This is a genomic window from Microbacterium sp. ZW T6_19 (assembly GCF_044987465.1).
GTDB classification, from domain to species: Bacteria; Actinomycetota; Actinomycetes; order Actinomycetales; family Microbacteriaceae; genus Microbacterium; species Microbacterium natoriense_A.
On the sequence record NZ_JBJDRH010000009.1, the window covers coordinates 45,967 to 71,733 of the forward strand.

27 protein-coding genes and 1 tRNA gene are annotated in these 25,767 nt (G+C 68.4%); 20 read left to right on the plus strand and 8 right to left on the minus strand.

Annotation, left to right across the window (positions count from 1 at the left end; genetic code table 11):
• Nucleotides 1–54 precede the first annotated feature (54 nt).
• A complete protein-coding gene (locus ACI3KT_RS14170) occupies nt 55–1,053 on the plus strand; it encodes a LacI family DNA-binding transcriptional regulator (protein ID WP_404904986.1) in 999 nt (332 codons plus the stop codon).
• Nucleotides 1,054–1,057: 4 nt separating this feature from the next.
• Here ACI3KT_RS14170 and ACI3KT_RS14175 read toward each other — a convergent pair whose 3' ends face one another.
• Nucleotides 1,058–1,528 carry a PaaI family thioesterase gene (locus ACI3KT_RS14175; RefSeq protein WP_404904987.1) on the minus strand — a complete coding sequence of 157 codons (471 nt, stop codon included), beginning with the start codon at nt 1,526–1,528 and terminating at the stop codon, nt 1,058–1,060.
• A gap of 91 nt (nt 1,529–1,619) precedes the next feature.
• Here ACI3KT_RS14175 and ACI3KT_RS14180 point away from each other — a divergent pair, with 91 nt between their 5' ends.
• The 9 genes from ACI3KT_RS14180 to ACI3KT_RS14220 all read left to right on the plus strand — a co-directional run bounded on the left by ACI3KT_RS14180 (nt 1,620) and on the right by ACI3KT_RS14220 (nt 9,939).
• Nucleotides 1,620–1,970 carry a GntR family transcriptional regulator gene (locus tag ACI3KT_RS14180; RefSeq protein WP_292904339.1) on the plus strand — a complete coding sequence of 117 codons (351 nt, stop codon included), beginning with the start codon at nt 1,620–1,622 and terminating at the stop codon, nt 1,968–1,970.
• Nucleotides 1,967–3,007 (plus strand): DUF1648 domain-containing protein, encoded by a 1,041-nt coding sequence (locus ACI3KT_RS14185; protein WP_404904990.1) that lies wholly within the window; start codon nt 1,967–1,969, stop codon nt 3,005–3,007. Before ACI3KT_RS14180 ends, ACI3KT_RS14185 begins: the two co-directional genes overlap by 4 nt.
• Entirely contained in the window at nt 3,004–3,942 is a 939-nt protein-coding gene (locus tag ACI3KT_RS14190) for a CPBP family intramembrane glutamic endopeptidase (RefSeq protein WP_404904992.1), read from the plus strand. The genes ACI3KT_RS14185 and ACI3KT_RS14190 overlap by 4 nt, the downstream gene beginning before the upstream one ends.
• 32 nt (nt 3,943–3,974) lie before the next feature.
• On the plus strand, nt 3,975–4,634 hold the full coding sequence (locus ACI3KT_RS14195; protein ID WP_404904995.1) for an O-methyltransferase: 660 nt from the start codon (nt 3,975–3,977) through the stop codon (nt 4,632–4,634).
• 98 nt (nt 4,635–4,732) lie between these two features.
• Complete coding sequence (gene eno / locus ACI3KT_RS14200; RefSeq protein WP_292904331.1) at nt 4,733–6,013, plus strand: phosphopyruvate hydratase; 1,281 nt, start codon at nt 4,733–4,735, stop codon at nt 6,011–6,013.
• Nucleotides 6,014–6,085: 72 nt separating this feature from the next.
• Entirely contained in the window at nt 6,086–6,610 is a 525-nt protein-coding gene (locus ACI3KT_RS14205) for a septum formation initiator family protein (protein WP_404904997.1), read from the plus strand.
• A gap of 58 nt (nt 6,611–6,668) precedes the next feature.
• Complete coding sequence (locus ACI3KT_RS14210) at nt 6,669–7,205, plus strand: DUF501 domain-containing protein (protein WP_292904327.1); 537 nt, start codon at nt 6,669–6,671, stop codon at nt 7,203–7,205.
• Nucleotides 7,202–8,494, plus strand: a complete 1,293-nt coding sequence (locus tag ACI3KT_RS14215; protein ID WP_404905000.1) for a S8 family serine peptidase — start codon at nt 7,202–7,204, stop codon at nt 8,492–8,494. Before ACI3KT_RS14210 ends, ACI3KT_RS14215 begins: the two co-directional genes overlap by 4 nt.
• Nucleotides 8,495–8,532: 38 nt before the next feature.
• Complete coding sequence (locus ACI3KT_RS14220) at nt 8,533–9,939, plus strand: NAD(P)/FAD-dependent oxidoreductase (RefSeq protein ID WP_307295555.1); 1,407 nt, start codon at nt 8,533–8,535, stop codon at nt 9,937–9,939.
• A 95-nt stretch (nt 9,940–10,034) separates the two neighbouring features.
• Here the strand turns inward: ACI3KT_RS14220 and ACI3KT_RS14225 are convergent.
• Nucleotides 10,035–10,107: transfer RNA gene (locus ACI3KT_RS14225), tRNA-Leu, on the minus strand.
• Nucleotides 10,108–10,215: 108 nt separating this feature from the next.
• Here ACI3KT_RS14225 and ACI3KT_RS14230 point away from each other — a divergent pair.
• From ACI3KT_RS14230 to ACI3KT_RS14240, 3 genes are all read left to right on the plus strand, one after another.
• Complete coding sequence (locus ACI3KT_RS14230; RefSeq protein ID WP_404905003.1) at nt 10,216–11,430, plus strand: alanine racemase; 1,215 nt, start codon at nt 10,216–10,218, stop codon at nt 11,428–11,430.
• Nucleotides 11,427–12,740: a D-arabinono-1,4-lactone oxidase gene (locus tag ACI3KT_RS14235; RefSeq protein ID WP_404905005.1), complete on the plus strand. Its 1,314-nt coding sequence runs from the start codon at nt 11,427–11,429 to the stop codon at nt 12,738–12,740. Before ACI3KT_RS14230 ends, ACI3KT_RS14235 begins: the two co-directional genes overlap by 4 nt.
• Before the next feature lie 78 nt (nt 12,741–12,818).
• Nucleotides 12,819–13,385, plus strand: a complete 567-nt coding sequence (locus ACI3KT_RS14240; RefSeq protein ID WP_292910784.1) for a LemA family protein — start codon at nt 12,819–12,821, stop codon at nt 13,383–13,385.
• A 95-nt stretch (nt 13,386–13,480) separates the two neighbouring features.
• Here the strand turns inward: ACI3KT_RS14240 and ACI3KT_RS14245 are convergent, their stop codons facing one another.
• Entirely contained in the window at nt 13,481–14,200 is a 720-nt protein-coding gene (locus ACI3KT_RS14245) for an SDR family oxidoreductase (protein ID WP_404905008.1), read from the minus strand.
• 84 nt (nt 14,201–14,284) lie between these two features.
• Between ACI3KT_RS14245 and ACI3KT_RS14250 the strand changes: the two genes are divergently transcribed.
• The gene (locus ACI3KT_RS14250) at nt 14,285–14,839 is read left to right on the plus strand and encodes a TetR/AcrR family transcriptional regulator (RefSeq protein ID WP_404905011.1); all 555 of its coding nucleotides are present in this window, start codon (nt 14,285–14,287) and stop codon (nt 14,837–14,839) included.
• Nucleotides 14,840–14,845: 6 nt separating this feature from the next.
• Here the strand turns inward: ACI3KT_RS14250 and ACI3KT_RS14255 are convergent, their stop codons facing one another.
• Both ACI3KT_RS14255 and ACI3KT_RS14260 read right to left on the minus strand, forming a co-directional pair.
• Nucleotides 14,846–15,319 (minus strand): hypothetical protein, encoded by a 474-nt coding sequence (locus ACI3KT_RS14255; RefSeq protein ID WP_404905013.1) that lies wholly within the window; start codon nt 15,317–15,319, stop codon nt 14,846–14,848.
• A complete protein-coding gene (locus ACI3KT_RS14260; protein ID WP_404905016.1) occupies nt 15,316–16,578 on the minus strand; it encodes a winged helix-turn-helix domain-containing protein in 1,263 nt (420 codons plus the stop codon). The genes ACI3KT_RS14255 and ACI3KT_RS14260 overlap by 4 nt, the downstream gene beginning before the upstream one ends.
• 104 nt (nt 16,579–16,682) lie before the next feature.
• Between ACI3KT_RS14260 and ACI3KT_RS14265 the strand changes: the two genes are divergently transcribed.
• The gene (locus tag ACI3KT_RS14265; RefSeq protein ID WP_404905019.1) at nt 16,683–17,879 is read left to right on the plus strand and encodes an AI-2E family transporter; all 1,197 of its coding nucleotides are present in this window, start codon (nt 16,683–16,685) and stop codon (nt 17,877–17,879) included.
• Nucleotides 17,876–19,105 carry a threonine ammonia-lyase gene (gene ilvA / locus ACI3KT_RS14270; RefSeq protein ID WP_292910776.1) on the plus strand — a complete coding sequence of 410 codons (1,230 nt, stop codon included), beginning with the start codon at nt 17,876–17,878 and terminating at the stop codon, nt 19,103–19,105. Before ACI3KT_RS14265 ends, ilvA begins: the two co-directional genes overlap by 4 nt.
• 205 nt (nt 19,106–19,310) lie before the next feature.
• Here the strand turns inward: ilvA and greA are convergent, their stop codons facing one another.
• Nucleotides 19,311–19,799, minus strand: a complete 489-nt coding sequence (gene greA / locus ACI3KT_RS14275) for a transcription elongation factor GreA (RefSeq protein ID WP_292910774.1) — start codon at nt 19,797–19,799, stop codon at nt 19,311–19,313.
• A gap of 97 nt (nt 19,800–19,896) precedes the next feature.
• Nucleotides 19,897–20,283, minus strand: a complete 387-nt coding sequence (locus tag ACI3KT_RS14280; protein ID WP_307295571.1) for a DUF4307 domain-containing protein — start codon at nt 20,281–20,283, stop codon at nt 19,897–19,899.
• 68 nt (nt 20,284–20,351) lie between these two features.
• Here ACI3KT_RS14280 and ACI3KT_RS14285 point away from each other — a divergent pair, with 68 nt between their 5' ends.
• Nucleotides 20,352–20,636, plus strand: a complete 285-nt coding sequence (locus ACI3KT_RS14285) for a hypothetical protein (protein ID WP_292910770.1) — start codon at nt 20,352–20,354, stop codon at nt 20,634–20,636.
• A gap of 10 nt (nt 20,637–20,646) precedes the next feature.
• Here the strand turns inward: ACI3KT_RS14285 and ACI3KT_RS14290 are convergent, their stop codons facing one another.
• Entirely contained in the window at nt 20,647–21,612 is a 966-nt protein-coding gene (locus ACI3KT_RS14290) for a LacI family DNA-binding transcriptional regulator (RefSeq protein ID WP_404905021.1), read from the minus strand.
• A 103-nt stretch (nt 21,613–21,715) separates the two neighbouring features.
• Between ACI3KT_RS14290 and ACI3KT_RS14295 the strand changes: the two genes are divergently transcribed.
• The 3 genes from ACI3KT_RS14295 to ACI3KT_RS14305 all read left to right on the plus strand — a co-directional run bounded on the left by ACI3KT_RS14295 (nt 21,716) and on the right by ACI3KT_RS14305 (nt 25,743).
• Complete coding sequence (locus tag ACI3KT_RS14295; protein WP_404905024.1) at nt 21,716–23,254, plus strand: mannitol dehydrogenase family protein; 1,539 nt, start codon at nt 21,716–21,718, stop codon at nt 23,252–23,254.
• On the plus strand, nt 23,251–24,255 hold the full coding sequence (locus ACI3KT_RS14300) for an L-idonate 5-dehydrogenase (RefSeq protein ID WP_404905027.1): 1,005 nt from the start codon (nt 23,251–23,253) through the stop codon (nt 24,253–24,255). The genes ACI3KT_RS14295 and ACI3KT_RS14300 overlap by 4 nt, the downstream gene beginning before the upstream one ends.
• Before the next feature lie 87 nt (nt 24,256–24,342).
• On the plus strand, nt 24,343–25,743 hold the full coding sequence (locus ACI3KT_RS14305; RefSeq protein ID WP_404905029.1) for an MFS transporter: 1,401 nt from the start codon (nt 24,343–24,345) through the stop codon (nt 25,741–25,743).
• Nucleotides 25,744–25,767: the final 24 nt, after the last annotated feature.

The following is a 25,767-nucleotide window of genomic DNA, read 5'->3' on the forward strand; positions in this document are numbered from 1 at the left end:
CTGCGCACTAGTCTGAGCAATCGAAGAACTTCGATGAAGCGCGGAGGTCGGCGTATGCGAGCACGCCCTGGGCGGGTCACCATCTACGACGTCGCGGCGCGCGCCGGCGTGAGCATCTCGACCGTGTCGCTGGCCGTGAGCGCCCCGCATCGGGTGCGCCCTGAGACCAGAGAGCGCATCGTCGAGGCGGCCACGGCACTCGGATACCGGATGACCGCTGGGCGGCGCGTGGGCGCCGCGCGGATCGCGGTCGCCGCGCCCTTCACGAGCTACCCCTCGTATCTTCGTCGGCTCTCCGGGATGCTGCGGCGGGCGCGGGATGCCGCGGTCGACATCATCCCCTACGACCTGGACTCCGCTGCAGCGGCCGACGAGCCACTGCTCGATGTGCTGCCGACACGCACCGATGTCGCGGGCCTCGTGGTCATGGGCGTGCCGCTGGGCGGCGCAGCCCGGCGCGCGAGCCGTGCGGCGCGCATCCCCGTCGTGTACGTCGATGTCGTGCCCGCACGAGCCGACGTCGGGGGACCGGTGGTACTCGTGGACGACCTCGACGGAGGCTCGCAGATCGGCCGTCATCTGGCAGGGCTCGGTCACCGCCGAGTGCTGTTCGTGCACGAGCCGCAGCGCTCCCCGGCCTATGTGTCCGCCGGCATGCTCCGCATCCGCGGCATCGAGCAGCACGTCGCGGTCACCGGCATCGCCGTGAGCAGCCCGGAGGCGATCGACGAGCGGGTGTTCCGTGCAGCGGCGGAAGCCGGAGCGACGGCGATAGCCGCGAACCACGACCAGTTCGCCGCCGCGATCCTGGCAGGGCAGCGGGGGAGGCCCGAGCGCGAGCATCTCGCCGTCGTCGGCTACGACGACGGCGAGGTCGCCGCAGCTCTCGATCTGACGACCGTGCGGCAGCCGTTCGAGGAGAGCGGCCGGGCCGCCCTCGAACTCGTGCTCGGACTCGTCTCCGGAGCCGCGACCTCGCACGAGACCGTGGCGCTCGCACCGACGCTGATCCCGAGGGGATCCACGCGGCCGAAGGTATCCGGCGCCTTCTGACCGATCAGGAACGGGTCGCGGTGACCCGCTTCTTCTCGCGGATGTACACCTCGCGTCGCACCTTCGCCACGATGTCGCCGTCGCGGTCGGTGATCACGGTGTCGAACCACTCGAGCACTTTCGCTCCGCCTTTCGCCCGTTCGCGGATCTCCTCGGCTCGCTCTCGCGACACCTCGAAGTCGGCCGTCAGCACACCTCGGCCCGGCTTCACGAACTCGATCTCGCCGCGGGTGTCCCACACCACGTAGTCGCGACCGAGCTGATGCATGACGAGCATGAAGAAGTAGGGGTCGGTCATGGCGGACATCGAGCCGCCGAATGCGGTCTTGACGTAGTTGCGGGTGAACACGTTCACGTGCAGCTCGACGGTGGCGTGGGTCCAGTCCTCGCTGAAACGTCGGATGCGGATTCCGCTGAAGAGGTTGGGGATCCACAGGCTCATGCCCATGGCGAGGCGGCGAGGAGTGATGCGCATGGGGTCAGTGTGAGGGTGGCGACGATTCTCGGCAAAATCACTGCAGGGATCCCACAATTGTTATAGTTGATCTATAACTAGTGGAGGTGACATGCTCATTCGGATCGACGCTGACAGCCCCACGGCGATCTTCGACCAGGTCGCCGCTTCCATCCGCGCGGACATCGTGAGCGGGCGTGTGGTCCAGGGCGATCGACTTCCGACCGCCCGCGAAGTCGCTTCCGCTCTCGATATCAACGTGCACACGGTCCTGCGCGCATATCAGCAGCTGCGGGACGAAGGGCTCGTCGATCTGCGGCGCGGCAGAGGCGCCGTCGTCTCGGCATCGGCCGCGGCATTGACCGACCTCGCACAGGAGATCCACGCACTCGTGGCCCGCGCCGCCCAGCTGGGAGTCTCCGCAACCACCCTCGCTGCTCTCGTGAAGGAGACTGCACCATGAACGACGACGCCCGCCGCTCGCGTACTGCCTTTCTCTGGGTGGGTGTGATCGCTCCACTCGGAATCCTGATCCTCGCCGCGGCGACCATCATCGCGTGGATGCCGGTTCTTCCTGATCCCATCGCCACGCATTGGGGGACCGACGGCGTCGACGGCTTCTCGCCGAAATGGGTGTACGTCGTCGTCACGGTCGGCATCGGCGCGGCCGTGGTCGTGCTGGATGCGGCTCTGGCGTTGACCGCACACCGCTTCCCGCAGAACAGCAGCTCGACGATCGGCCCCTGGTCGTCGACGGCGCGATTCCTCGGTGCGGTGAACTTCGGCGTCGCGGTGATGATCGCCGTCATCGCGCTGGCAGGAGCGGGTATCCAGCGCGGACTCGCCGATGCTGCGGATGCACCGGATATCGGCGGCTGGGTCGCGCTCGGCTTCGGTCTGCTCATCGCGGCCGCGGTGCTCGGCTGGTTCCTGCAGCCGCAGAGTCCTCTGGTGTCCGCGGAGCCGGAGCCTCTCGATCCGAGCATCCCGCTCGGATCGAGTGAGCGCGTCGTCTGGTTCGGCACGGCGACGATGGCCCGTTCGGGCGTGATCGTGCTCGTCGTGGCGCTCGCCGTGCTGGTGATCACCACGGTGTTCGTCGCGGCGAGCGGCAGGGGAGAGTGGGGGATGCTCGCGGCCCTGACTGTGGTCATGACGCTCGTGACCGGCACGATGATCGTCTTCAGGGTGCGAGTGAACTCCGAAGGACTCCGGGCGCGTTCGCTGTTCGGATGGCCGAGCAACCACGTACCGCTGGACCGCATCGCCCAGGTCGACGTGGTCCAGCTCGACCCGTTCCGCGAGTTCGGAGGGTGGGGCTGGCGGCTCGCCGTCGATGGGCGCCGGGGGATCGTGCTGCGCGCCGGTGAAGCGCTGCAGGTGACGCAGACCAACGGGCGGGTATTCGTGGTGACGGTCGACGGCGCATCCGATGCCGCGGCGGTCCTCGATGCCCTCCGCATCCGAGCCGTCGACGGCCCTACCCGAGGTGATTCATGAACATCCGCATCCGTCCGATCGCCACCATCTCCTTCGTCGTCCTCGCCCTCGGACTGGCCTGGCTCGTCGCCCTGCCTCTCTGGCTGGATGGCGGTCTGGGGAATCCGCTGGCGGGTGTTCTGCTCCCCGCTATGATGTTCACCCCGGCGGTCGCGGTCGTGCTGGTGATGGCCGTGCTGCGCCCCGTGCCCCGGGGAGAGCGGTTGCGCTTCCTCGGCATCTGGCCGCTGCGCCCTGCGAAGCGCGTCATATGGATGCTTGTCATCGGCTGGCTCGTGCCGCCACTGCTCGTCGCGCTCAGCATCCTGCTCGCAGCGGCTCTGGGATTCGTGCAGCTCGACTTCGCGTTCTCCGGCTTCGCCCGAGAGCTCGAGAAAGCTCTGCCTCCTGGCACGCCGCTGCCTCCCGTCGGCATCGTCGTCGCCGCGCAGGTGGCGACGATTCCGCTCGGCGCCCTGTTCAACGGCATCCTCGCTTTCGGTGAGGAGCTGGGATGGCGAGGCTGGCTCGTTCCGGCGCTGCGGCCGATGGGAACGTGGCCCGCACTCGTTCTGAGCGGTGCGATCTGGGGCGTGTGGCACAGCCCGGTGATCCTGCTCGGATACAACTTCGGACGGACCGACGTCACCGGGGTCCTGCTCATGATCGGAGGGTGCGTCGCGTGGGGCATCCTGCTCGGCTGGCTGCGCCTGCGATCCGCGTCGATCTGGCCGGCCGTGCTCGCGCACGGTGCGCTGAATGCCGCGGGCGGGCTCATCGTGCTGTTCGCGGCTGCGCAGCCCGATCTCGCCCTCGCGGGCCCGCTCGGTGTCGCAGGGTGGATCGTGGTCGCGGTGGTCGTCGTCGTGCTCGTCCTCACGGGTCAGCTCCGGCGACAGCCGGACCTCGCCGGCTCGGCAGTCCCTCCCACGCATCCGGCTCCCGCCGCCCCTTGACCGCGACCCGCGACGCGGGGTTGGCTGAGGACATGGATTCCACCCCCGCGGCCTGGGCCGCAGCCGACGTCTTCCTCGCCGACACGCTGGTCGGCCATGACCCAGGACTCGAGGCGGCACTGGATGCGCAGCGCGCGGCCGGTCTGCCGGAGATCGAGGTCGCGCCCGTCGGCGGCAAGCTGCTGAGCGTGCTCGCCCGGATGAGCGGTGCTCGGCGGGTGCTCGAGATCGGGACGCTCGGCGGGTATTCGACCATCTGGCTCGCTCGTGCCGTGGGGCCGGAGGGGAGTGTCGTCACGGTCGAGGCCGAGGCTGGCAACGCGGCCGTGGCTCGCGCGAGCATCGACGCGGCAGGAGTCGGCGACCGCGTCGACATCCGCGTCGGACGCGGTGCAGACGTGCTGCCGACGCTGGACGGGCCGTTCGACCTGGTGTTCATCGACGCAGACAAGGAGTCGAACACGATCTACCTGGACTGGGCCGCCAGGCTCGGTCGACAGGGCACCGTGATCGTGCTCGACAACATCGGCCGCGAGGGAGAGATCGTGCGCGAGGACTCGACGGACCCGAAGGTGATCGGCACCAGGGACGGATTGCGGATGCTGGGAGAGGACCCGCGCTTCGATGCCACCGCGCTGCAGACGGTCGGCGTCAAAGGCTGGGACGGCGTCGCCATCGCACTCGTCGTCTGAGCCGGTTCACGTCTGAAATCGCGCCGACGCGACGGGCTAGACTGACCACGGATCGACGTCGCTCCACCACAACACTTTTCCGAACAAGGAGCACTTCTGTGGCACTGATCGAGGCTGTAGGCGCACGCGAGATTCTCGACTCGCGCGGTAACCCGACCGTCGAGGTGGAGGTGCTCCTCGACGACGGCGTCGTCCAGCGAGCAGCCGTCCCCTCCGGAGCATCCACCGGCGCGTTCGAGGCGTACGAACTGCGTGACGGCGACAAGAGCCGCTACGGCGGCAAGGGCGTCCTCAAGGCCGTCTCCGCGGTGATCGACGAGCTCGGCCCGGCCATCGAGGGCGTCGAGGCGAGCGAGCAGCGCATCGTCGACGAGATCCTCAACGAGACCGACGGCACCGAGAACAAGCAGCGCACCGGCGCGAACGCGATCCTCGGCGTCAGCCTCGCGGTCGCCAAGGCCGCCGCCGACTCGGCCGATCTGCCGCTGTTCCGCTACCTGGGCGGCCCCAACGCACACCTGCTGCCCGTGCCGCTGTTCAACGTCATCAACGGCGGCGAGCACGCCGACAACGGCATCGACATGCAGGAGTTCTTCCTCGCGCCGATCGGCGCAGAGTCCTACTCCGAGTCGCTGCGCTGGGGCGTCGAGACCTACCACGTTCTGCGCAGCGAACTGAAGGCCGCCGGCTACGCCACGGGCCTCGGCGACGAGGGCGGCTTCGCCCCCGACCTGCCCAGCAACCGCGAGGGCCTCGAGTTCCTCATCAAGGCGATCGAGAAGGCGGGCTTCACGCCTGGCAAGGACATCGCGCTCGGCCTCGACGTCGCCGCCACCGAGTTCTTCAACGACGGCGTCTACCGTCTCGACGACAAGGACTGGACCGGCCCCGAGCTGATCGAGTATTACCAGGGTCTGGTCAACGACTTCCCGATCGTCACGATCGAGGACGCGCTGGCCGAGGACGACTGGGACAACTGGAAGCTCCTCACCGAGGCTCTCGGTTCGAAGGTGCAGCTCGTCGGCGACGACCTGTTCGTCACCAACCCGCAGCGCCTGGCCGATGGCATCAAGCGCGGTGTCGCCAACTCGCTGCTGGTCAAGGTCAACCAGATCGGCACCCTGACCGAGACGTTCGACGCCGTCAGCCTCGCGCAGCGCTCGGGCTACACGGCGATGCTGTCGCACCGTTCGGGCGAGACCGAGGACACCACGATCGCCGACCTCGCCGTCGCCACGAACGCGGGCCAGATCAAGACGGGTGCGCCTGCTCGCTCCGAGCGCGTCGCGAAGTACAATCAGCTTCTGCGCATCGAGGAGGAGCTCGGCGACGCGGCAGTCTTCGCCGGTCGTTCAGCCTTCCCGCGTTTCAGCGCCTGATCGGCTGACGCGCACGCGCTGACTGAACACGTCGAGGGCCGCTGACCCAGCGGCACGAAAGAAGGGGGAGCCATGGCGAGACGTCCGGCTCCCCCTTCTCCGTCTCCCCGTGCACCGGCCCCCGCGTCGAAGCCCGCCGCTCGCAGGGACCGGCAGGCCACGCGCAGCGTCGATGTGCGCGAGTGGGCCTCGGGCATCCGTCTGTCCGCCTTCTCGGTGATCATGCTGTCGCTGGTCGTGCTCGGCGCCTGGGTGCTCGTGCCCACGATGGGGACGTTCATCGACCAGAGGCAGAAGATCGCCGCCCTCGAAGCGTCGATCCTGGTCTCGCACGACGAGATCGCGGCGCTCGAGAAGGAGCGCGAGCGGTGGGACGATCCTGCGTACATCACGACCCAAGCGCGCGAGCGGCTGTACTACGTCAAGCCCGGCGAGGTCGTGTACCTCGTCGACAACGACCTCGATCCTGCCGCTCTGCCACGCGAGCAGGAGCCGGTGAGCGACACCCTCGAAGAGAAGCCGGCCGACTGGATGCCGCAGTTGCTGCGAACGCTCACCGCCGCGGGTCTCAGCCAGACGGCCGTCCCCGCGCAGTGACGCGCCCGAGCGGGAACGCTCTGGGCATCCTCTCGGCAGCCTCCCGTACGCTGGAGCCGTGACCACGCCGCCCTTCGCCGCCCCCACTCCCGCCGAGCTCGCCGTCGTCTCCGCGCAGCTCGGGCGCCCCGCGCGCGGCGTCGTCGGCATCGCGGCGCGCTGTGCGTGCGGCAACCCCACCGTGGTCGCGACCACCCCTCGTCTGCCCGACGGCACGCCGTTCCCGACGTTCTACTACCTCACGCACCCGGCTGCGACCGCAGCGATGTCGACTCTCGAGGCGACTCAGGTGATGCCGGAGCTGGCGGCGCTCCTCGCCGACGACGAGGACATCGCCGCGGCCTATCTCGCCGCGCATCACGCCTATCTCGGCGACCGCGCCGAGTTCGGCGAGGTTCCCGAGATCGACGGCATCTCGGCCGGCGGCATGCCCTCGCGCGTGAAGTGCCTGCACGCCCTCGCCGGTCATGCGCTGGCGGCAGGGCCGGGTGTGAACCCGATCGGCGACGCGGCGCTCGCTCGCTCGGCCTGGTCGCCGGCTGTCTGCCGCTGCGAGGAGCCGGGTGCGGCGCTGCGTGAGGCACCGGACGCATGACCGTGCGGCGGATGCTGCGCGCCGCCGTCGCTGTGGCGGCGGTGGCGGCATCCGTCCTGATCACCGGCGCTGCGGCGACACCCGGCCCGGTCCCCGACGACCTCACTGATCCCGTGCGGGCCAGCGAGTACTGGCTCGACGCGGCGCACATCCGCGAGGCCTGGCAGACGACGCGCGGCGAGGGCGCGACGATCGCGGTCATCGACACGGGCATCGCCAAGGTCCCGGGGGCCTTCGACGGCGCCGTCGCCGACGGCACCGACGTGTCGGGCAGCGGTACTTCCGATGGACGGACACCGCTGGGCGCGATCGACGGCAATCACGGCTCGTGGGTGGCGTCGCTCGCCGCCGCGCGGGGATCCGCGGAAGGAACCGGGATGATCGGCGTCGCGCCGGAGGCGAAGCTGCTGTCGATCTCGGTCGGCTTCGGCGCGGCAGCATCCGTTCCGTTCTCCGAGCAGATCGCCAAGGGCATGCGCTGGGCGGTCGACCACGGCGCCGATGTGATCAATCTCTCGTTCACGACGAACACGCTGGACTGGGATCAGAGCTGGGACGACGCGTTCCTCTACGCCTTCGAGCACGACGTGGTGGTCGTCGTGGCTGCAGGCAACCGGGGGAGCGGCACCAACATCATCGGCGCACCCGCCACGATCCCCGGCGTCCTCACGGTCGGCGGAGTCGATCAGACCGGCGTCGCGAGCCTTGAAGCCTCCACGCAGGGGATCACGATCGGCGTGTCCGCACCCAGCGAGGGACTCATCGGAATGTCGGCCGACGGCACCCTTGCGTCGTGGAACGGGACCAGCGGCGCCGCGCCCATCGTGGCAGGCGTCGCGGCGCTCGTCCGCTCCGCGCACCCGGACATGACCGCGGCCAACGTCATCAACCGCATCATCAAGACGGCCACGCCCGCGGCGGGCATGACCGCGGTGCCCGACGCGCTGTACGGCTACGGTCTGCTGAACGCCCAGGCCGCCGTGACCGCCGACGTGCCCTCGGTCGACAAGAATCCGATGGGCGACCTCGCCGAATGGGTTCGGCTGTTCCGCCGTGCGCAGACCGAACCGCTTCCCGAGCCCACGGCGACCCCGATCGCGATACCGCCGCTCCCGGCTGCTGATGCCCCCGCCGAGGCCACCTCGCCCCTCCTTCCCAGCGCCGATTCACTGCGTTACGGTACCCTTCCGCTCATCGCGCTCACAGTCCCTGGTATCCTGGTAGCGCTTGGCGTCACCGCAGCTGCCCGGCGCATCCGATCGGCGCGCGCTCGCACGCCACATTCCTGACTCCGAGGAGTTGTCCCCCTGTGCCTCAGAACAGCACTGTGCCCAAGATTCTGATCGTCGGTGGAGGCTACGCAGGCTTCTACACCGCGTGGAAGCTGGAGAAGCACCTTCGCAAGGGTGAAGCCGAAGTGACCATGGTCGACCCGCTGCCGTACATGACGTACCAGCCGTTCCTCCCCGAGGTCGCCGCAGGCTCGATCGAGGCGCGTCATTCGGTGGTGGCGCACCGTCGCCACCTCAAGCGCACCAACGTTCTCACCGCGAAGGTGACGGGCATCGATCACGCGAACAAGGTCGCCACGATCACGCCTCCGATCGGCGAGTCGTACGAGTTCGCGTACGACCACATCGTCGTCACGGCCGGCGCGGTGTCGCGCACCTTCCCGATCCCCGGCATCGCCGACAACGCGATCGGGCTCAAGACGATCGAAGAGGCCGTCGCGATCCGCGACCGCCTGATGTCGAACTTCGACAAGGCGGCCTCCGTGCCCGCCGGGCCCGAGCGCGACCGTCTTCTGACCGTCATCGTCGTCGGCGGCGGCTTCGCCGGCATCGAGGTCTTCGCCGAGCTGCGCTCTCTCGCCTCCTCGCTCCTGTCGAAGTACCCGCAGCTGACCTTCGAGGACACGCACTTCCACCTCATCGAGGCCATGGGCCGCATCATGCCCGAGGTGTCGCTGAAGACCAGCGAGTGGGTCCTCAAGGATCTCGCCAAGCGCGGCGCCAACGTGCATCTCGACACGCAGCTCACCGGTGCGATCGACGGCAACGTCGAACTCTCCACGGGCGAGGTCATCCCGACCGACCTCATCGTCTGGACGGCCGGCGTCATGGCGAACCCGACCGTCGTCCGCGGCGGAGACCTCCCCGTCGAGGAGCGCGGTCGCATCCAGACCCGCGCCGACCTCCGCGTCGGCACGGCCGACGAGTTCGTCGAGGGCGCCTGGGCCGCAGGCGATGTCTCGGCCGTTCCCGACCTGTCGGGCGGCGGCGTCGGTGGAATGTGCGTGCCGAACGCGCAGCATGCCGTTCGCCAGGCGAAGCTCCTCGCGAAGAACCTCGTCGCCGTGCTGCGCGGTGAGGAGCCCAAGGAGTACTTCCACAAGAACATGGGCGCGGTGGCCGGTCTCGGTCTCTACAACGGCGTCTTCCAGTCGGGCAAGATCGCTCTCAAGGGCTTCGTCGCCTGGGTGGCCCACCGGGGTTACCACGGCCTCGCGATGCCGACCTGGGAGCGCAAGTTCCGCGTCATCTGGGGCTGGTGGAACAACCTGTGGCTCGGCCGCGACCTTGTGAACCTGCAGACGGTGCAGAACCCGCGCTACGTCTTCGAGGAGTTCGCCGCACGTCCGCGCCCGGCGGCGGATGCCGCTCCCGCGGCGCCCAAGGCAGACGCACCGGCGAAGGCCGAGGAGAAGAAGCCCGAGCCCGCAGCCGCGAAGTAGTCCGCTGTCGCTCGAACGCCCCGTTTCCGAGAGGAAGCGGGGCGTTCGTCGTCCCGCCCGCCGGCTCACCGATCCGCGGTGACGGAACGACGCTGTACCCCCGGTCGGACTCGAACCGACACTGAAGCGATTTTAAGTCGCCTGCCTCTGCCATTGGGCTACGGGGGCGCGCTCGCAAGCCTACAAGCGGATGCCGGATGCGACGCGGTTCCAGGCGAGGCGACACCGGATACCCGAAGGTCATAGGGTGGGGGAGTGCTCGACCTCACTGATGAAATGAGCCCCACTCCAGTCGCACCCGAGTGGGAGGATCCCGCCCGCTACTGGCCGCGTCTCTCTGCCGCGACCGGACATCTTCCTGCGCCCGTCGCCGTGATCGATCGCGAGGCGTTGCGGCACAACGCGATGGATCTTCTCGTGCGTTCGGGCGGGCTTCCGATCCGTGTGGCGTCGAAGTCGGTCCGCGTGCGCGCGGTGCTCGACGCGGTGCTCGCGCTGCCGGGGTTCCGGGGCATCCTCGCGTTCACTCTCGCAGAGGCGCTGTGGCTCGCCGAGACGCACGACGACATCGTGATCGGCTATCCCACGGTCGATCGGGCGAGCCTCGAGCGCCTGTTCGCCGACGAGCAGGCAGCCCAGCGCATCACGCTGATGGTCGATGACGTGGCGCATCTCGACCTGATCGACAGCGTCGCCGCACCGGGAAGCCGCCCCGAGATCAGGGTCGCGATCGACGTCGACGCCTCGCTCCGTTCGCCGGTGCTCGGTCACATCGGCGTCCGCCGCTCCGGTCTGTTCTCCGCCGGCGAGGTCGCCGCTTTCGCGCGCAGGATCGTCTCGCGTCCCGGCTTCCGTCTCGTCGGCCTGCAGATGTACGACGCGCAGATCGCGGGTCAGGGTGACAACGCCGGCCCCGATGCACCGCTCATCCGCGCGGTGCAGGCGATGTCCCGCTCCGAGCTCCGCGACCGCAGGGCGGCGATCGTCGCGGCGACAGCTCCGATCGCACCTCTCGAGTTCCTCAACGGCGGCGGTACCGGTTCGCTCGAGTTCACGGGCAGCGACGAGTCGCTCACGGAGGCGAGTGCCGGAAGCGGCCTGCTGGGCGGGCATCTGTTCGACGGGTACCGCTCGTTCAGGCCCGCGCCCGCAGCGGCGTTCGCCTTCGACGTCGTCCGACGTCCCACCCACGACATCGCGACGGTGCTGGGTGGCGGGTGGATCGCATCCGGCCCCCCGCTCGCCTCTCGTCAGCCTCTGCCCGTGTGGCCGGAGGGTCTGCGGACCCTGCCGCGTGAGGCGGCTGGGGAGGTGCAGACACCGCTCCAGGGCCGCGCAGCCACCGGGCTCGGCGTCGGTGACCGCGTCTGGTTCCGCCACGCCAAGAGCGGCGAGGCAGCCGAGCGGATCGACAACTATCATCTCGTCTCGGCAGACGAGGTCATCGACGAACTGCCGACGTATCGCGGTGAGGGAAAGGCGTTCCTGTGACGAGAATCGGCGGCACCTGGCAGAACTGGGGGCGGTCGGCATCCGTGAAGCCGCTGAGGGTCGAACGCCCGCGCACACCGGAGGGTGTGCAGCGCGCCGTGCGAGCGGCCGTCGCGCAGGGACTGACCGTGAAGGCGGTCGGCGCGGGCCACAGCTTCACCGGAATCGCGGTGGCACCCGGAGTGCTGCTCGAGCTGGACGACATGCAGGGACTCGTCTCGGCGGATGCCGCGACCGGGCGCGTCACCCTTCTGGCCGGCACCCGGCTGCACCGCATCCCCGCGCTGCTCGCGCCCTACGGGCTGGCGATGCAGAATCTCGGAGACATCGATCGTCAGTCCATCTCCGGCGCGATCTCGACGGGTACGCACGGCACCGGCGCCCGCTTCGGAGGCCTGTCGACACAGGTGGTCGGCCTCACCATGATCACCGCCGCGGGGGAGTTCCTGCGCATCGATGAGGAGCGCAACTCGGAGATGCTCCCGGCCGCCGCGTTGGGCCTCGGCGCACTGGGCATCGTCGTCGAGGTCACGCTGCAGTGCGTGCCTGCATTCGTGATGCAGGCCATCGACGAGCCGGCTCCTCTCGCCGATGTGCTCGCCACGCTCGACGAGCGGGTCGCGGCATCCGATCATTTCGAGTTCTACTGGTTCCCTCATACCGAGGTCGCCCTCACGAAGAGGCAGACGCGGCTGCCCGAATCTGCGAGACGTGAACCGCTGCCCGCCGTCGGCAGGTGGATCGATGAGACTCTGCTCTCGAACGGCGTCTATCGCGTCGTGTGCGCAGCGGGCCGGGGAGCGCCCGCGATCACCCCGCCCTTCAGCCGCCTCGCGGTCAGACTCACCGGCGATCGCCGCTACACAGACCTGTCGCATCGCGTTCTCACGCAGAGCCGCACGGTGCGCTTCCGCGAGATGGAGTACGCGCTTCCTGTCGAGAACGTCGTCCCCGCCTTCCGTGCCGTGCAGGCGTTGATCGCCCAGCGCGGATGGCGCATCGAGTTCCCGATCGAGGTGCGCTTCGCGCAGGAGGACGACCGGTGGCTGTCGACTGCTCACGGCCGCTCGACCGGCTATATCGCCGTTCATCGATACTGGCGGAACGATCCGACGGTCTATTTCGAAGCCGTCGAGCAGATCATGCTCGAGTACGGAGGACGCCCGCATTGGGGCAAGCTGCACACGCTCTCGGCCGAGCAGCTGCGTGAGAGATACCCCCGCTTCGACGACTTCACGGCTCTGCGAGACCGGCTCGACCCCGAGCGCCGCTTCGCCAACCGCCACCTCGACCGCATCCTCGGCGCATGATCGCCAGCGCGGCGTACCCAGTCGACGCGCAGACTGCGTCGATAGGATGAGAGAAACACGAGGAAGGGTGGGGCTCTGATGGAATGGCTCGTACCGGTACTGATCATCGTCGGTCTGGTTCTGCTCATCGGAATCTATCTCTGGGCGACCTACAACTCGCTCGTGCAGCTCAACGTCCGCGTCGATGAGGCCTGGAGCGGTATCACCGTTCAGCTGAAGAGGCGGGCCGATCTCATCCCGAATCTCATCGAGACGGTCAAGGGCTATGCCTCTCATGAGAAGGCCGTGTTCGAGAACGTCACCCGTGCGCGCGCCGAGACGCTGTCCGCCGGCAGCCCGGGTGCTGCAGGCATCGCCGAGGGGCATCTGCAGCAGGCTCTGCGCAGCCTGTTCGCGGTCGCCGAGGCGTATCCGCAGCTGCAGGCGAGCCAGAACTTCCTCCAGGTGCAGTCCGCGCTGGTCGACACCGAAGACAAGATCCAGGCCGCGCGCCGGTTCTACAACGGCGGGGTGCGCGAGCTCAACACGAAGATCAAGGTCTTCCCGAACAACATGTTCGCGAAGGGCCTCGGCTTCACCGAACGCGAGTTCTTCGAGGTGGCCGACAGCGGAGCGATCTCCGAACCTCCCCGCGTGCAGTTCTGACATTGATGACGAAGGCCCGGTGCATGCACCGGGCCTTCGTCATGTGAACGGATGCCGAGCGCATCCGTTCGGTCAGCGGGGAGAGCGGTCTCTCCTCATGCGGCGCCGAGCGCGGAGGCGATCTGCGCGTATCGGTCGGCTGGATCGAGCGTGAGTCCGGCCTTCACGAAAGTCGCCCAGTCGTCGCCCAGCACCTCCTGTGCACCCGACTCGATCGCGTCGAGGCCGGCAGCCGCCAGCTCGGCCGGGCTGATCTTCGGCGCCGGCACGCCCTTGGCCATGTCAGTGTCGACCAGGCCCATGTGCACTCCGACCACATGGGTGCCCTGTGACGCGAGCTCGAGCCGCGTGCTGTCGGTCAGCATCCACGCCGCCGCCTTCGATGCCGCGTACGCGCCGACTCCCGACGTCGTGAACCACGACAGGGCCGAGACGACGTTGAGGATGGCCCCGCCGCCGTTGGCGCGGAGGATCGGGGCGAACGCACGCGTCATCAGCAGCGGTCCGTAGAAGTTCGTGTCCATCTCGCGCCGGATGTTCTCTTCATCTCCCGCAACCAAGGCCGTGCCGGTGGAGATGCCTGCGTTGTTGATCAGGATCTGCACGTCGTCGGCGACGTGTACAGCAGCCGCGATCTGGGCTGAGTCGGTCACATCGAGCGTGATCGGAACGACGCCCTCGGCGGTGATTGTGTCGGCATTTCGAGCGGCGGCGTAGATCTTGCCCACTCCACGCGCCTTGAGCTGCTCGACGAATGCTGCACCGATGCCGCGGTTGGCTCCTGTGACGAGGACGACTGCGCCGTTCAATTCCATGACAAACCCATTCTGTAGTGATTGCTATTGATTGCCTGCCGACGCTACCACATTGTGTAGTGGTCATTACGGTATGCTTTTGGCATGGCAGGCCGACCCCGGAGCTTCGATCGCGACGCAGCGCTCGCCGTCGCGGTCCAGCAGTTCTGGCGCGAGGGATACGAAGAGACGTCAGTCGCGAGGCTGACCGCCGCGATGGGCGTGTCGCCGCCGAGCCTCTATGCGGCGTTCGGCGACAAGGCCGGGCTCTTCGAGGAGGCGTCGCAGCTCTACTTCCGCCGCACGTGCGAGGGACTCGACGCCGCAATCGCGCTGCCCACGGCGCGTGAGGCCGTCTTGCGCATGCTCCAGGACACGGCTCGAGCGCACACGGACACCGCGACGCCACCCGGATGCCTGATGCTGACCGAGCCGCGGCTCGCCGCGCAACGAGAAGAGGTTCGGCGCAGGCTCGGAGAGCGCCTCGATCAAGGGGTGCGCGACGGCGACCTGCCTCCTGAGACGCGCACCGAACAGCTGGCGTCGTTCCTCGTGGCTGTCATGCGCGGTATGTCGGGGTGCGCTCGAGACGGCGGAAGCACCGAGGACCTTCTGGCCATCACGGAGACGGCGATGGCCGCGCTTCCGTCGCCGCGGTGACAGGCGTCACCAGATGTCGATCTCGACCTTCTCAGGGCTGATCTCGACATCGCCGCGCACGGCCCAGTTCTCGGTGCGATAGGTCTCGGTGCGCGGCGAGCCGTCCTGCCCTGTACCGGTGACGGTGGCCACGAGGACGCCGCCGCCCGCCGTGAACGAATCGCCGTCGAGCTCGAGCATCGGCAGCTTCTCCACCCGATAGCGGATGCCGGAGACCGCGGCGAACTCGGTGCCCCACGGGATGCTGATCCCGCAGCGCTCCGGAGGCACGCTCTCCGTGCTCTCCGCGCACGCGGTCAGGACGGCGTCGAGCTCGTCCTGCGCGCGGTCGGCCGCTGGAGCCGACGTGGTCGCCACAGCCGTCGGTGTCGGTCTCTCGGACGGCGGAGCGGTGCTGCCCTGCCAGAGGATCCACAGGGCAGCGCCGGCGAGCACCACGGCCGCGCCGCCGCCGATCGCCCAGCCGGTGCGGCGAGTCACGCCACGACTTCTCTCGCGTGAACGTGCCGCCTCACGGACGCCTCGGCGCGGGAGCCGAGCGCCTCGTGCAGCGTGCCCGCGGCGGTGCCCCAACCCGACACCGACACGTGCTCGAGGCCCTGCCAGGCCGCAGCGAGCGCGAGCTCGCCGGCGATGAGATCCGCGTCGTCTGAAGGGCGCGCCTGCGGCTCCCACCAGGCCGATTGCACCTGCAGCGTCGAGGCGGCACGATCGGCCTTGAGATCCACGCGTGCGACGATGCGGTCGCCCACGAGCACGGGCAGCGAGTAGTAGCCGTACCGGCGCTTCTCGGCAGGCACGTAGATCTCGATGCGGTAGTCGAGGTCGAAGGCGCGCAGCGCCCGGTCACGGAACCAGACGACCGGGTCGAACGGCGTCAGCAGGGCGGCGGCGTTCACGCTGCGTGGGAGAACGGCATCGGCGTGCCGCCAGGCCGGCAGAGGCCGCCCCTGTCTTTCCCAGCCCTTGACCCGCACAGGCATCAGATCGCCTGCATCCGTCAGTTCGCCGATCGCCGTGATGACAGCGGAGCGATCCCGGATGCGGTAGTAGTCGGCGAGGTCGGATGCGGTCGCGACGCCGTGCGAGCGTGCGGCGCGGCGGACCAGCTCACGCATCGCGTCTGGCACCGGGATCTCCTGCGCCAGGATGTCGGCGGGGACGACGTGCTCGGCCAGCGCGTAGCTGCGCTCGAACCCCTTGCGCCCGCTGATGGCCACGTCTCCGGTGCGCCACATGTGCTCGAGAGCCAGCTTCACCTCGTCCCAGTCCCACCAGGTGCCGCGCTCTCGCGGAGCGTCGGCGCGGATGTCGGCCGGGCGCAGCGGACCGCGGGAGCGCAGTTCGTCGCGAACCCAGGCCAGTGTGCGTTCGTTGCTGGCCGCCCACGAGCCCGCCTTCGCGAGCCTCGCTCGGAAGTACTCGCGGCGAAAACGCCAGAGCGGCCAGTCCTGGATCGGCATGAACGTCGCCTCGTGCGCCAGGTACTCCACGTAGTGCGTCGTCTTCGCCATGAAGACGCGGTCGAGAAGATCGGGGTCGTAGGAACCCAGGCGGGAGAACAGCGGCATGTAGTGCGACCGCGCGAAGACGTTGACCGAGTCGATCTGCAGCACGCCGAGGCGCCCCATGACGGTGTGGATGTGTCGCGCGGCGACGGATGCCGGGCGCGAGCGCGTGAAGCCCTGTGCGGCCAGCGCCATGCGTCGTGCCTGTGCGGCGCTGAGTGAGTCGGTCACGTCGTCAGCGTATCGCCGGGTGCGGACATGACGACTCGACCGCTCCGCAGGTCCGTGTCCTGCCGGCGCTCATCCCGGCTGTGCCAGCCCCGTAGGATTGTCAGATGAGCGAAGAGCAGCGTCTGCGGCTGAAGGATCTCTTCCGCCCGCGTCCGATTCCGACCGACCGCACCGTCACGACCGAGGCCGACGACGCGGTCCCCATGGGGCTGCGCGTCACCGCGGGCTATGCATGGCGGGTGCTCCTGATCGCCGCGGTGATCGCGGGTTTCATCTGGATCGTCATCCAGCTGAAGCTCCTGGTGATCCCGCTGATGGTCGGCATTCTCGTCACCGCCCTGTTGTGGCCGGCATTCGAGTGGATGCTGCGCAAGAAGTTCCCGCGATGGGTCGCCGTCGCGATCTCCATCATCGGCACTCTCGGGATCGTCGCCGCACTGATCACGCTGGTGGTCTGGCAGATCCGACAGCAACTCGAAGAGGTGCAGGCGCGCAGCTCACAGGCGGTGGACGATCTGCAGCAGTTCCTGATGGGCGACCCGCTCAATCTCACTCAGAAGCAGATCGACGGCTACCTCGAACAGGCCGGAGGGTTCTTCAACGACCAGGCCGACCTCTTGCTGAACGGCGCGCTCAGCGTCGGCACCACCGCGGCGCACGTCGTCACCGGCGCGGTCCTCGCCCTGTTCATCCTCATCTGCCTGCTCGCCGACGGCGGGGGCATCTGGAAGTGGACGCTGCGCCTGTTCCCGCGCGTCGCGCGCCCGGCAGCCGACGCCGCAGCCCGCAACGGCTGGGCGACGATCGTCAATTACGCACGCACCCAGCTGCTCGTCGCGGCGATCGACGCGGTCGGCATCGGTCTCGGCGCCGCGCTCCTCGGCGTCCCGCTGGCCATCCCCGTCGCCGTGCTGGTGTTCCTCGGCTCGTTCGTTCCGATCGTGGGTGCCGTCGTCACGGGCGCGCTCGCCGTGCTGCTCGCCCTCGTGTACAACGGCCCGTGGATCGCGCTGGCGATGCTCGGGGTCGTGCTGCTCGTCCAGCAGCTCGAGGGCCACATCCTCCAGCCGATCCTGATGGGCTCGGCCGTGAAGGTGCATCCGCTCGCGGTGGTGCTCGTGGTCGCCGGCGGATCGATGATCGGCGGCATCCCCGGTGCACTGTTCGCCGTGCCGCTCGCGGCGTTCGTCAACGTCGCGGCCGTCACCGTCAGCACCGGGTCCTGGCGCACCGGCGACCTGCCCGACGCAGACCTTATCTGGAGTACAGTTCCGCGTCAGCGGAGAAGGAGCAATCGATGAGCGCAGTCCCCAGCCTGACCGAGTTCGAGCACGCCGCTCACAGCCTGGCTGAGGTGATCTCGCACACGCCGACGCTCCCGTCTCGTGCGCTGTCCGACATTCTGGGCGCTCCGGTGCTGCTGAAGATGGAGAACCTGCAGCGCACCGGGTCCTTCAAGATCCGCGGCGCCGCGTACCGCCTTTCCCGCCTCAGCCCCGAGGAACGGGCACGCGGCGTCGTCGCAGCTTCCGCCGGCAACCACGCGCAGGGGGTGGCGCTGGCCGCTCAGGAGCTGGGGATCAAGGCCACGATCTTCATGCCGCTCGGCGTGCCTGTGCCCAAGCTGCTCGCGACGCGCGGATACGGCGCGGACGTCGTGCTGGAGGGCGAGACCGTCGCCACCTCGCTGCGACTCGCGGCCGAGTTCGCCGAGCGCACCGGCGCCGTCGCCATCCCGCCGTTCGATCACCGCGACGTGATCATCGGCCAGGGAACGCTCGGTCTCGAGCTGCTCGAAGACGCACCCGAGGTCGACACGATCCTTCTCGGCATCGGCGGAGGAGGCCTCATCGCCGGTGTCGCCGCTGCAGTCAAGGCTCGGGCCGCCGAGCTCGGCCGCAGCATCCGCATCATCGGCGTGCAGGCCGAGAACGCCGCTGCCGTGCCACCTTCCCTCGAAGCCGGTCATCCGGTCGACATCGTGACGCGGCCGACGATCGCCGACGGCATCCTCGTGGCGCGCCCCGGAGCGATCCCCTTCGAGATCATCAAGGATCTCGTCGACGAGGTCGTCACCGTCACCGACGACGACCTCGCCCGCGCGATCCTGATCCTCCTCGAGCAGGCGAAGGTCGTGGCGGAGCCTGCCGGCGCCGCCGGCGTCGCGGCGATCCTCGCCGGCAAGGTCAAGCCCACGGGCACGACTATGGCGGTGCTCACAGGCGGCAACATCGATCCGCTGCTGCTGCAGCGGGTGGTGTCGCACGGTCTTGCGGCATCCGGTCGCTACCTGACCATCCGCATCCCGCTTCCCGATCGTCCCGGTCAGCTCGCACGGGTCTCCGAGCTCATCGCCGAGGCCGGCGCCAACGTGATCGAGGCGATGCACACCCGGCACGGTCACGGTCTGCAGATCAGTGAGGTGTTCCTCGAGCTGAGCGTCGAGACGCGCGGGCCCGAGCATTCCGAGCACACGTTGGACACCCTGCGCCGCGCGGGCTTCGAACCGCTCGTCGTGCCCGACTGAACTCAGGCGCCGTCCGCGACCAGCGGGAGAAGCCCCCGCCTTCGCGTGGCGCCTGCTGTCGCTTTCCTCAGGGGATTCCGGCCGTCGGTGCCATCCGAGAGCGGGGCGCAGGCCCGGCCCACGGATCCCGCGGCGCCATGCATGTCCGCACGACGATGCCCCCGCATCCGATCGGGCGCGGGGGCATCGCTGTGTCGCAGGACGGTCAGCCCGTGTACGTCTCGACGTTCACGATCTCGACGTCGATCGAGCGACCGTTCGGAGCCTCGTACGACGACTTCTCGCCGACCTTGAGGCCGAGGATGGCCTGACCGAGAGGGCTGGCCTCGCTGTACACATCGAGGTCGCTGCCGACCGCGATCTCACGGCTGCCGAGCAGGAAGACCTCTTCGCCACCCGCCACGATGGCGGTGACGACGGTGCCGGGTTCGACGATTCCGCGACTGGCCGGCGCCTCGCCGACCTTGGCGGTCTTCAGCAGGTTCTCGAGGGTGCGGATGCGCGCCTCCTGCTTGCCCTGTTCGTCTTTCGCGGCGTGATAGCCGCCGTTCTCCTTGAGGTCGCCCTCTTCGCGGGCGGCCTCGATGCGCTTGGCGATCTCGTCGCGGCCGGTGGTGGACAGGTGCTCCAGCTCAGCGACGAGCCGGTCATAGGCTTCCTGTGTGAGGAAGGGAACCTGAGCATCGGTAGACATGACGAAGCTCCTTCGTTCGGTATCCCGGCCGGAGCCTCCGGGGGATATGCCAAGACGCCCTGGCACGGTGCCAGGGCGTCGTCTGTCTTCCTCGAGTCTAGGCGACCCAGCAGGTGTTCACCAAACCTGTCGTGGCCTCGGCCACCGTGGGCACGGTCGCCGAGATGGCCTGAGAATGCTCTTCGCCCGCCGGGATCTCGACGACCTTCCAGCCGACGATCCCGAACTCCTCGTCGAGCGCCTCGACGACGCACGCGACGTCCTTGCCCTGCACGCCGGTGAGCTGGAAGCGCACCGTGACCGTGTGGGAGTCGACCAGGTCGAAGCCCAGGTCATCGGCATCCACCGACTGCATCTCTCGGGTCGCGGTCATCCACGCGAAGGCGCCGACCCCGACGACGGCGATGATGATCGCGATGACCCAGGGCGCCCGCTTCCTGCGGGTACGGCCATAGCGTTCGTCGAGCTCTTGTGCGGTCGTCACGGGTGGGGTCTTCCGGTCGTTAGGCTTGTCTCTACAGGTTATGCGACCTGCATATGAAAGGCCGACACATGCGCGCTCTGACCGACACACCGATGCCGACGCCCACGATGACGGTCGACCCGCAGCTCGTCTCGCCCGGCTTCATCGGCTTCGCAGCGGTCGTGGTCATCCTGATCGCCGTCGTCCTGCTCATCCTCGACATGAACCGCCGCATCCGCCGGGTCCGGTACCGCGAGGAGGTGCGGGAGGAGCTCGACGCCGAGGAAGCTGCTCTCGCTGCGGACCGTGCGACGGAGACCGATGCGGACCTGCCGATCGTCGACGAGGGCGACGACGACCCCTTCAAGAAGTAGCCGACGGCGCTCAGGACGTCCGCGGGGGGGCAGTGGATCCCCGGACGATCAGCTGGGACTCCAGATCGACGATGCCGGCAGGGGCCGCGCCTGCGACGGCCTGCAGAAGCACTTCTACGCCGAGCGAGCCGCATCGCTCGATGGCGAGCCGCACCGTGGTGAGCCCGGGCTGCTGAGCCGAGGCGATCTCGATGTCATCGTTGCCGATGATGCTGAGATCCTCCGGGCACCGCCTTCCGAGATCGGCGATCCCCGCCTCCACGCCCAGCGCGATCAGATCGTTGTAGGCGATCACGGCTGTCGCGCCGCTCGCGAGCACGGTGGCGGCGGCCGCCCGACCACCTTGGATCGACGCCGCCTGATGGTGGAGAAGCGTGAAGCGGACGCCGAGGTCCTCGCAGGCGTGTGCGATCGCGCCGCCGCGGCGTCCGTCGGCCCACGACTTCTCCGGCCCGGCCGCATACGCGATATGGCGGTGCCCCAATGCGAAGAGGTGCTCGACGGCCTGGCGCGGTCCGTTCTCGGTGTCCATCACCACGCAGTGAGCGCCTTCGATGATCCGATTGACGACCACGAACGGAGTGTTCCCCGCGAGCGCGAGCAGCTCGTCGGTGGGAAGTCGCGGCGAGCACAACAGCATCCCGTCGAGTCTGCGGGCGCGGGTGATCTGCTCCCGCTCGCGCTGGAGGTTCTCATCGGTGTTGAAGAGGACGGTCGAGTGCCTACCGTGCCAGGCCTGGGACTGGATGCCTTTGAGCAACATCGCGTAAACCGGGCTCGCGACGTCGGGGACGACGACGCCGAAGGTCTTCTCGGACGCTGTGGAGTGCGGAGTCTCGTAGTCGAGCTCGGCTGCAGCGTCGATGACGCGCTGCAGGGTGGACGGTGCAAGTCTCTCGGGCTCTCCGAATGCGCGCGAGGCGGTCGCGAGGGACACACCCGCCAACCGGGCGACGTCGGTCAGTGTGGCAGCCACGGCCCTCCTTGTTGCTTTCGCAGATCACTGCATCTCATGATGACGCATCCCTCATCGTTGCAAACACTTGACAAGAGTTGTACAACTACATCACACTGGTTGCATGCCGGTCATAGAAGATCCTTCCGTCCGTTTCGGACGTGCCACGGCCAGCGGCGCCTCCGTTCCCGCGGCACCTTCGTCTGCCGGAATCCTGCACCTCGGCCTCGGCAACTTTCACCGTGCGCATCAGGCCGTCTACACCGCCGCCGCCGTCGCTGAAGGGGGCCGGGACTGGGGCATCATCGGGGTCGCTTCCCGCTCCCGTTCTGTCGTCGACGCGATCCGCGCCCAGGACCATCTGTACTCCGTCGCGGAGATCTCACCCAGCGGGATGTCTCTCACCGTCCCCGGTGTGCACACCGACGCCTTCGTCGCAGCCGAACAGCCGGCACGGGTCGTGTCGAGCGTCGCCGATCCCGCCATCCGGGTCGTCACGCTGACCGTCACTGAGAACGGCTACAGTTACTCCGCGTCGACGGGCCGGCTGGACACCGATGACCCCGGTGTCATCTCGGATCTCCGCGGCGGCGATCCGACGACGACCATCGGGCAGCTCGCGCGCGGGCTGCAGCGCCGCGCGGCCGACGGCGCACCCGTCACCATCCTCAGCTGCGACAATCTCGCCGCCAACGGCGAGCACACCGGGAGCCTCGTCCGAGAGTTCCTCGCGGCGCTTCCGGGCTCAGAAGGCGCCGAGGCGCTCGCGTATCTCGATCAGTCGGTCGCATTCCCCTCGAGCATGGTCGATCGCATCGTGCCGGCCACGACCGCGAAGCTGCGCAGGGATGTCGCCGGCGTGCTCGGAGCCTGGGACGAGGCCACCGTGCCTGCAGAGCCGTTCACGATGTGGGCCATCGAGGATCGGTTCGCCGGAGGACGACCAGCATGGGAAGCCGGCGGCGCTGTCTTCACCGACGAGGTCGGTCGGTATGAGCAGATGAAGGTTCGTCTTCTCAACGGCACGCACTCCCTGATCGCGTACCTCGGAGCTCTGCGGGGCGAGGCGACCATTCCCGGCGCCATCGCGCTCGACAGCATCGAGAACGCTGCCAGAGCCGTGCTACGGCGCGAGTACGGTCCGTCGGTGGACATGCCCTCGGACGTCGACCCGCGCGCATACGAGGAACAGCTCTTCGAGCGCTGGGGCAACAGCGCTCTCGGGCACCGGACCACGCAGGTGGGCACCGACGGATCGGTGAAGCTCGGGCAGCGCATCCCGCAGCCTGTCGCGAGCGCGTTGGACAGCGGACGGATGCCGCACATGATCGCGCTCACCACGGCCGGGTACCTCGCGTGCATGGCACCATTGAGTGGTTTCGATCCGGGTCCCCACGCTGCGGCGATGACCGATTCTGCGCGTGAGCGGCTCGCCGTGCTCGCTGCGACCTCGCGAGACGGGCGCGACCTCGCGCATCGCGCGATCGCCGGACTGCATCTGTTCGGTCAGGACCTCGCTGAGCGCACCCCCTTCATCGATCGAGTCGGCGAGTTGCTCGACACGATCGTGAGGTACGGCGTGGACGCCGCGATCGGGGAGAGCGTGAGCGCATCCGAAGCATCAGAACATCTGCAAGCTCGAACGAAGGAGACGCCCCGATGAAGAGGCTGGCCATCCATGGCAAGGAAGACATCCGCTGGGAAGACACGCCCATCCCGGAACCGAGCGAAGGCGAGGTGCGACTCCGCGTGAGGTTCGTCGGCATCTGCGGCTCTGACCTGCACTACTACTTCCACGGTGCGAACGGCGAGTACACGGTGCGCGAGCCGCTGACACCCGGGCACGAGCTCTCCGCAGTCGTCGACCTCGACCCGTCCGGTCGGCTTGCGCCCGGGACGAACGTCACGGTCCACCCCGCCCGCTATGGCGCATCCGTTCCGGGGCTGGAACATCGCCCGCATCTGCGCACCGGCGGCGACTACCTCGGCAGCGCCGCCACGATGCCGCATCGTCAGGGCGGGGCCGCGGAGTACCTCCTCGTCGAAGAACACATGATCCGCGTGCTTCCCGACGGGCTCTCCCTCGAGCGTGCCGCGCTCGCGGAGCCCCTGGCCGTCGCACTCCACGCCGTCGGTCTCGCCGGCGACATCAGCGGCGCGCGTGTCCTCGTCACCGGGGCCGGCCCCATCGGTCTGCTCGTCGTCGCCGCGGCGGCGAACGCGGGGGCGGCGACGATCGCAGCGAGCGATCTCCGTCAGGAGCCGCTCGATCGTGCGGCATCCCTCGGCGCAGCGGAACTCCTGCTGGTGGCGCGCGATCCTATCGCCGACGAATCGTACGACGTGATCTTCGAATGCTCGGGAGCTCCGGTCTCGCTCACACAGGCCGTTCGCGCGGTCCGTCGGGCAGGCACAGTGATCCAGGTCGGGATGCTCCCGAACGCCGAGACCGGAATCAATCTCGCACCGATGCTCGCCAAAGAGTTGACGCTGCGTGGAGCCTTCCGTTTCTCGACCGAGATCGATGACGCGATCGATCTGCTCTCGGCGACCGACGCACTCGACGCCGTCGTCTCGCACATCCTCCCGGCATCCGACGCCGCAGACGCCTTCGCCGTCGCTCGCGATTCGTCGGCATCGGCGAAGGTGCTCCTCAGCTTCTGACGGACGCCGAGACTTCACCCCGCCTGCGCGACGCAGCGACCGACTCACCCACACGCAGCACGATCACTCATCTACGAAGGAGTAACAATGAGCTCTTCCCCCCTCTCCGGAGTGAACTCTCCGGAAACCTCGCCGACCGGGAAACGGTCGATGAGCGACCTCGTCCGCGCGGCCGTGTCCGGTTGGCTCGGCACCGCCCTCGAGTTCATGGACTTCCAGCTCTACTCGCTGGCAGCCGCCCTGGTCTTCAATCAGGTCTTCTTCTCGTCCAACGACCCGGGCATGGCCGTCGTCCTGGCGATGGCGACCTATGGAGTCGGCTACGTGGCCCGCCCGATCGGCGCCGTGTTCTTCGCTCGCATCGGCGACAAGATCGGCCGCCGCAAGGTGCTCTACTACACGATCCTGCTGATGGGGGCGGCCACCACGCTGATCGGCTTCCTCCCCACCTACGGGCAGGTCGGGCTCCTGGCGCCGATTCTCCTCGTCGTGCTCCGCCTGGTGCAGGGCTTCGGCGCCGGCGCGGAGATCTCCGGGGCCGGCGTGATGCTCGCCGAGTACGCGCCCTCGAACCGCCGCGGAGTCGTGGCATCGCTCGTCGCGCTCGGCACCAACTGCGGCACCCTGTTCGCCTCGGGTATCTGGGCGATCCTGCTCGCCGTCATGGTCCAGGAGGACGTCATCGCGTGGGGCTGGCGAATCCCGTTCATCGGCAGTGCCATCATCATGCTCTTCGCGCTGTGGGTCCGCTTCAACCTCAAGGAGAGCCCGGTCTTCGAAGAACGCGCCGACGTCGTCGACGGGCGGGCGCTCTCACGGGACGACATGGTGGAACTCGCCACCAAGACCAACGACATCCGCACGCTGGAGTCGCTGCAGCGCAAGCCGATAAAGGCGGTCGTCGTCTCCTTCCTCCTGCGCTTCGGCCAGGCGGGCAACTCCGGTCTGATCCAGACGTACCTGATCTCCTTCATCACGGTCACTCTCGCGGTGCAGAAGGGCGTCGGTCCCGAGGTCGTCATCGTGTCCTCGCTGGTCGGCTTCCTGACGATCCCCCTGGTCGGCTTCCTCGGCGACCGGTTCGGACGTCGCCGGATGTACATCGTGATGACCTCGCTGTCACTGCTGCTCATCGTGCCGACGATGCTCGCGATCAACTCCAAGGAGGTCGGCTGGATCTTCGTCGGCTACGTCATCATCCACAACGTGTCGGTCTTGGGTCTCGCGTCGATGGAGAACATCTCGATCCCCGAGATCTTCGGCGCCCGCAACCGATACACGCTCACCGCCGTCGTCCGCGAGATCGCGGCGATCATCGCGACGGGCGTCGGCCCGATCGTCGTCGCCGCCTGGGTGGCCGCCACGACCGGCAGCGTCATCCCGATCATCATCCTGCTCGGTGTCTTCACGGCCTGTGCGCTCGCCGCCGCCCTGATCGCGCCCGAGTGGACCGGCCGCGACCTCACCGATCCGCGCGCCGCGATGTGATCTGCTGCGCACGCGCAGCTCAGA

What these genes read in the sequence shown, in the direction of transcription:
- ACI3KT_RS14170 (WP_404904986.1), top strand. Translation starts at nt 55, where the DNA reads ATGCGAGCACGCCCTGGGCGGGTCACCATCTACGACGTCGCGGCGCGC.
- ACI3KT_RS14175 (WP_404904987.1), bottom strand. Translation starts at nt 1,528, where the DNA reads ATGCGCATCACTCCTCGCCGCCTCGCCATGGGCATGAGCCTGTGGATC.
- ACI3KT_RS14180 (WP_292904339.1), top strand. Translation starts at nt 1,620, where the DNA reads ATGCTCATTCGGATCGACGCTGACAGCCCCACGGCGATCTTCGACCAG.
- ACI3KT_RS14185 (WP_404904990.1), top strand. Translation starts at nt 1,967, where the DNA reads ATGAACGACGACGCCCGCCGCTCGCGTACTGCCTTTCTCTGGGTGGGT.
- ACI3KT_RS14190 (WP_404904992.1), top strand. Translation starts at nt 3,004, where the DNA reads ATGAACATCCGCATCCGTCCGATCGCCACCATCTCCTTCGTCGTCCTC.
- ACI3KT_RS14195 (WP_404904995.1), top strand. Translation starts at nt 3,975, where the DNA reads ATGGATTCCACCCCCGCGGCCTGGGCCGCAGCCGACGTCTTCCTCGCC.
- ACI3KT_RS14205 (WP_404904997.1), top strand. Translation starts at nt 6,086, where the DNA reads ATGGCGAGACGTCCGGCTCCCCCTTCTCCGTCTCCCCGTGCACCGGCC.
- ACI3KT_RS14215 (WP_404905000.1), top strand. Translation starts at nt 7,202, where the DNA reads ATGACCGTGCGGCGGATGCTGCGCGCCGCCGTCGCTGTGGCGGCGGTG.
- ACI3KT_RS14230 (WP_404905003.1), top strand. Translation starts at nt 10,216, where the DNA reads ATGAGCCCCACTCCAGTCGCACCCGAGTGGGAGGATCCCGCCCGCTAC.
- ACI3KT_RS14240 (WP_292910784.1), top strand. Translation starts at nt 12,819, where the DNA reads ATGGAATGGCTCGTACCGGTACTGATCATCGTCGGTCTGGTTCTGCTC.
- ACI3KT_RS14245 (WP_404905008.1), bottom strand. Translation starts at nt 14,200, where the DNA reads ATGGAATTGAACGGCGCAGTCGTCCTCGTCACAGGAGCCAACCGCGGC.
- ACI3KT_RS14250 (WP_404905011.1), top strand. Translation starts at nt 14,285, where the DNA reads ATGGCAGGCCGACCCCGGAGCTTCGATCGCGACGCAGCGCTCGCCGTC.
- ACI3KT_RS14265 (WP_404905019.1), top strand. Translation starts at nt 16,683, where the DNA reads ATGAGCGAAGAGCAGCGTCTGCGGCTGAAGGATCTCTTCCGCCCGCGT.
- ilvA (WP_292910776.1), top strand. Translation starts at nt 17,876, where the DNA reads ATGAGCGCAGTCCCCAGCCTGACCGAGTTCGAGCACGCCGCTCACAGC.
- greA (WP_292910774.1), bottom strand. Translation starts at nt 19,799, where the DNA reads ATGTCTACCGATGCTCAGGTTCCCTTCCTCACACAGGAAGCCTATGAC.
- ACI3KT_RS14285 (WP_292910770.1), top strand. Translation starts at nt 20,352, where the DNA reads ATGCGCGCTCTGACCGACACACCGATGCCGACGCCCACGATGACGGTC.
- ACI3KT_RS14295 (WP_404905024.1), top strand. Translation starts at nt 21,716, where the DNA reads ATGCCGGTCATAGAAGATCCTTCCGTCCGTTTCGGACGTGCCACGGCC.
- ACI3KT_RS14300 (WP_404905027.1), top strand. Translation starts at nt 23,251, where the DNA reads ATGAAGAGGCTGGCCATCCATGGCAAGGAAGACATCCGCTGGGAAGAC.
- ACI3KT_RS14305 (WP_404905029.1), top strand. Translation starts at nt 24,343, where the DNA reads ATGAGCTCTTCCCCCCTCTCCGGAGTGAACTCTCCGGAAACCTCGCCG.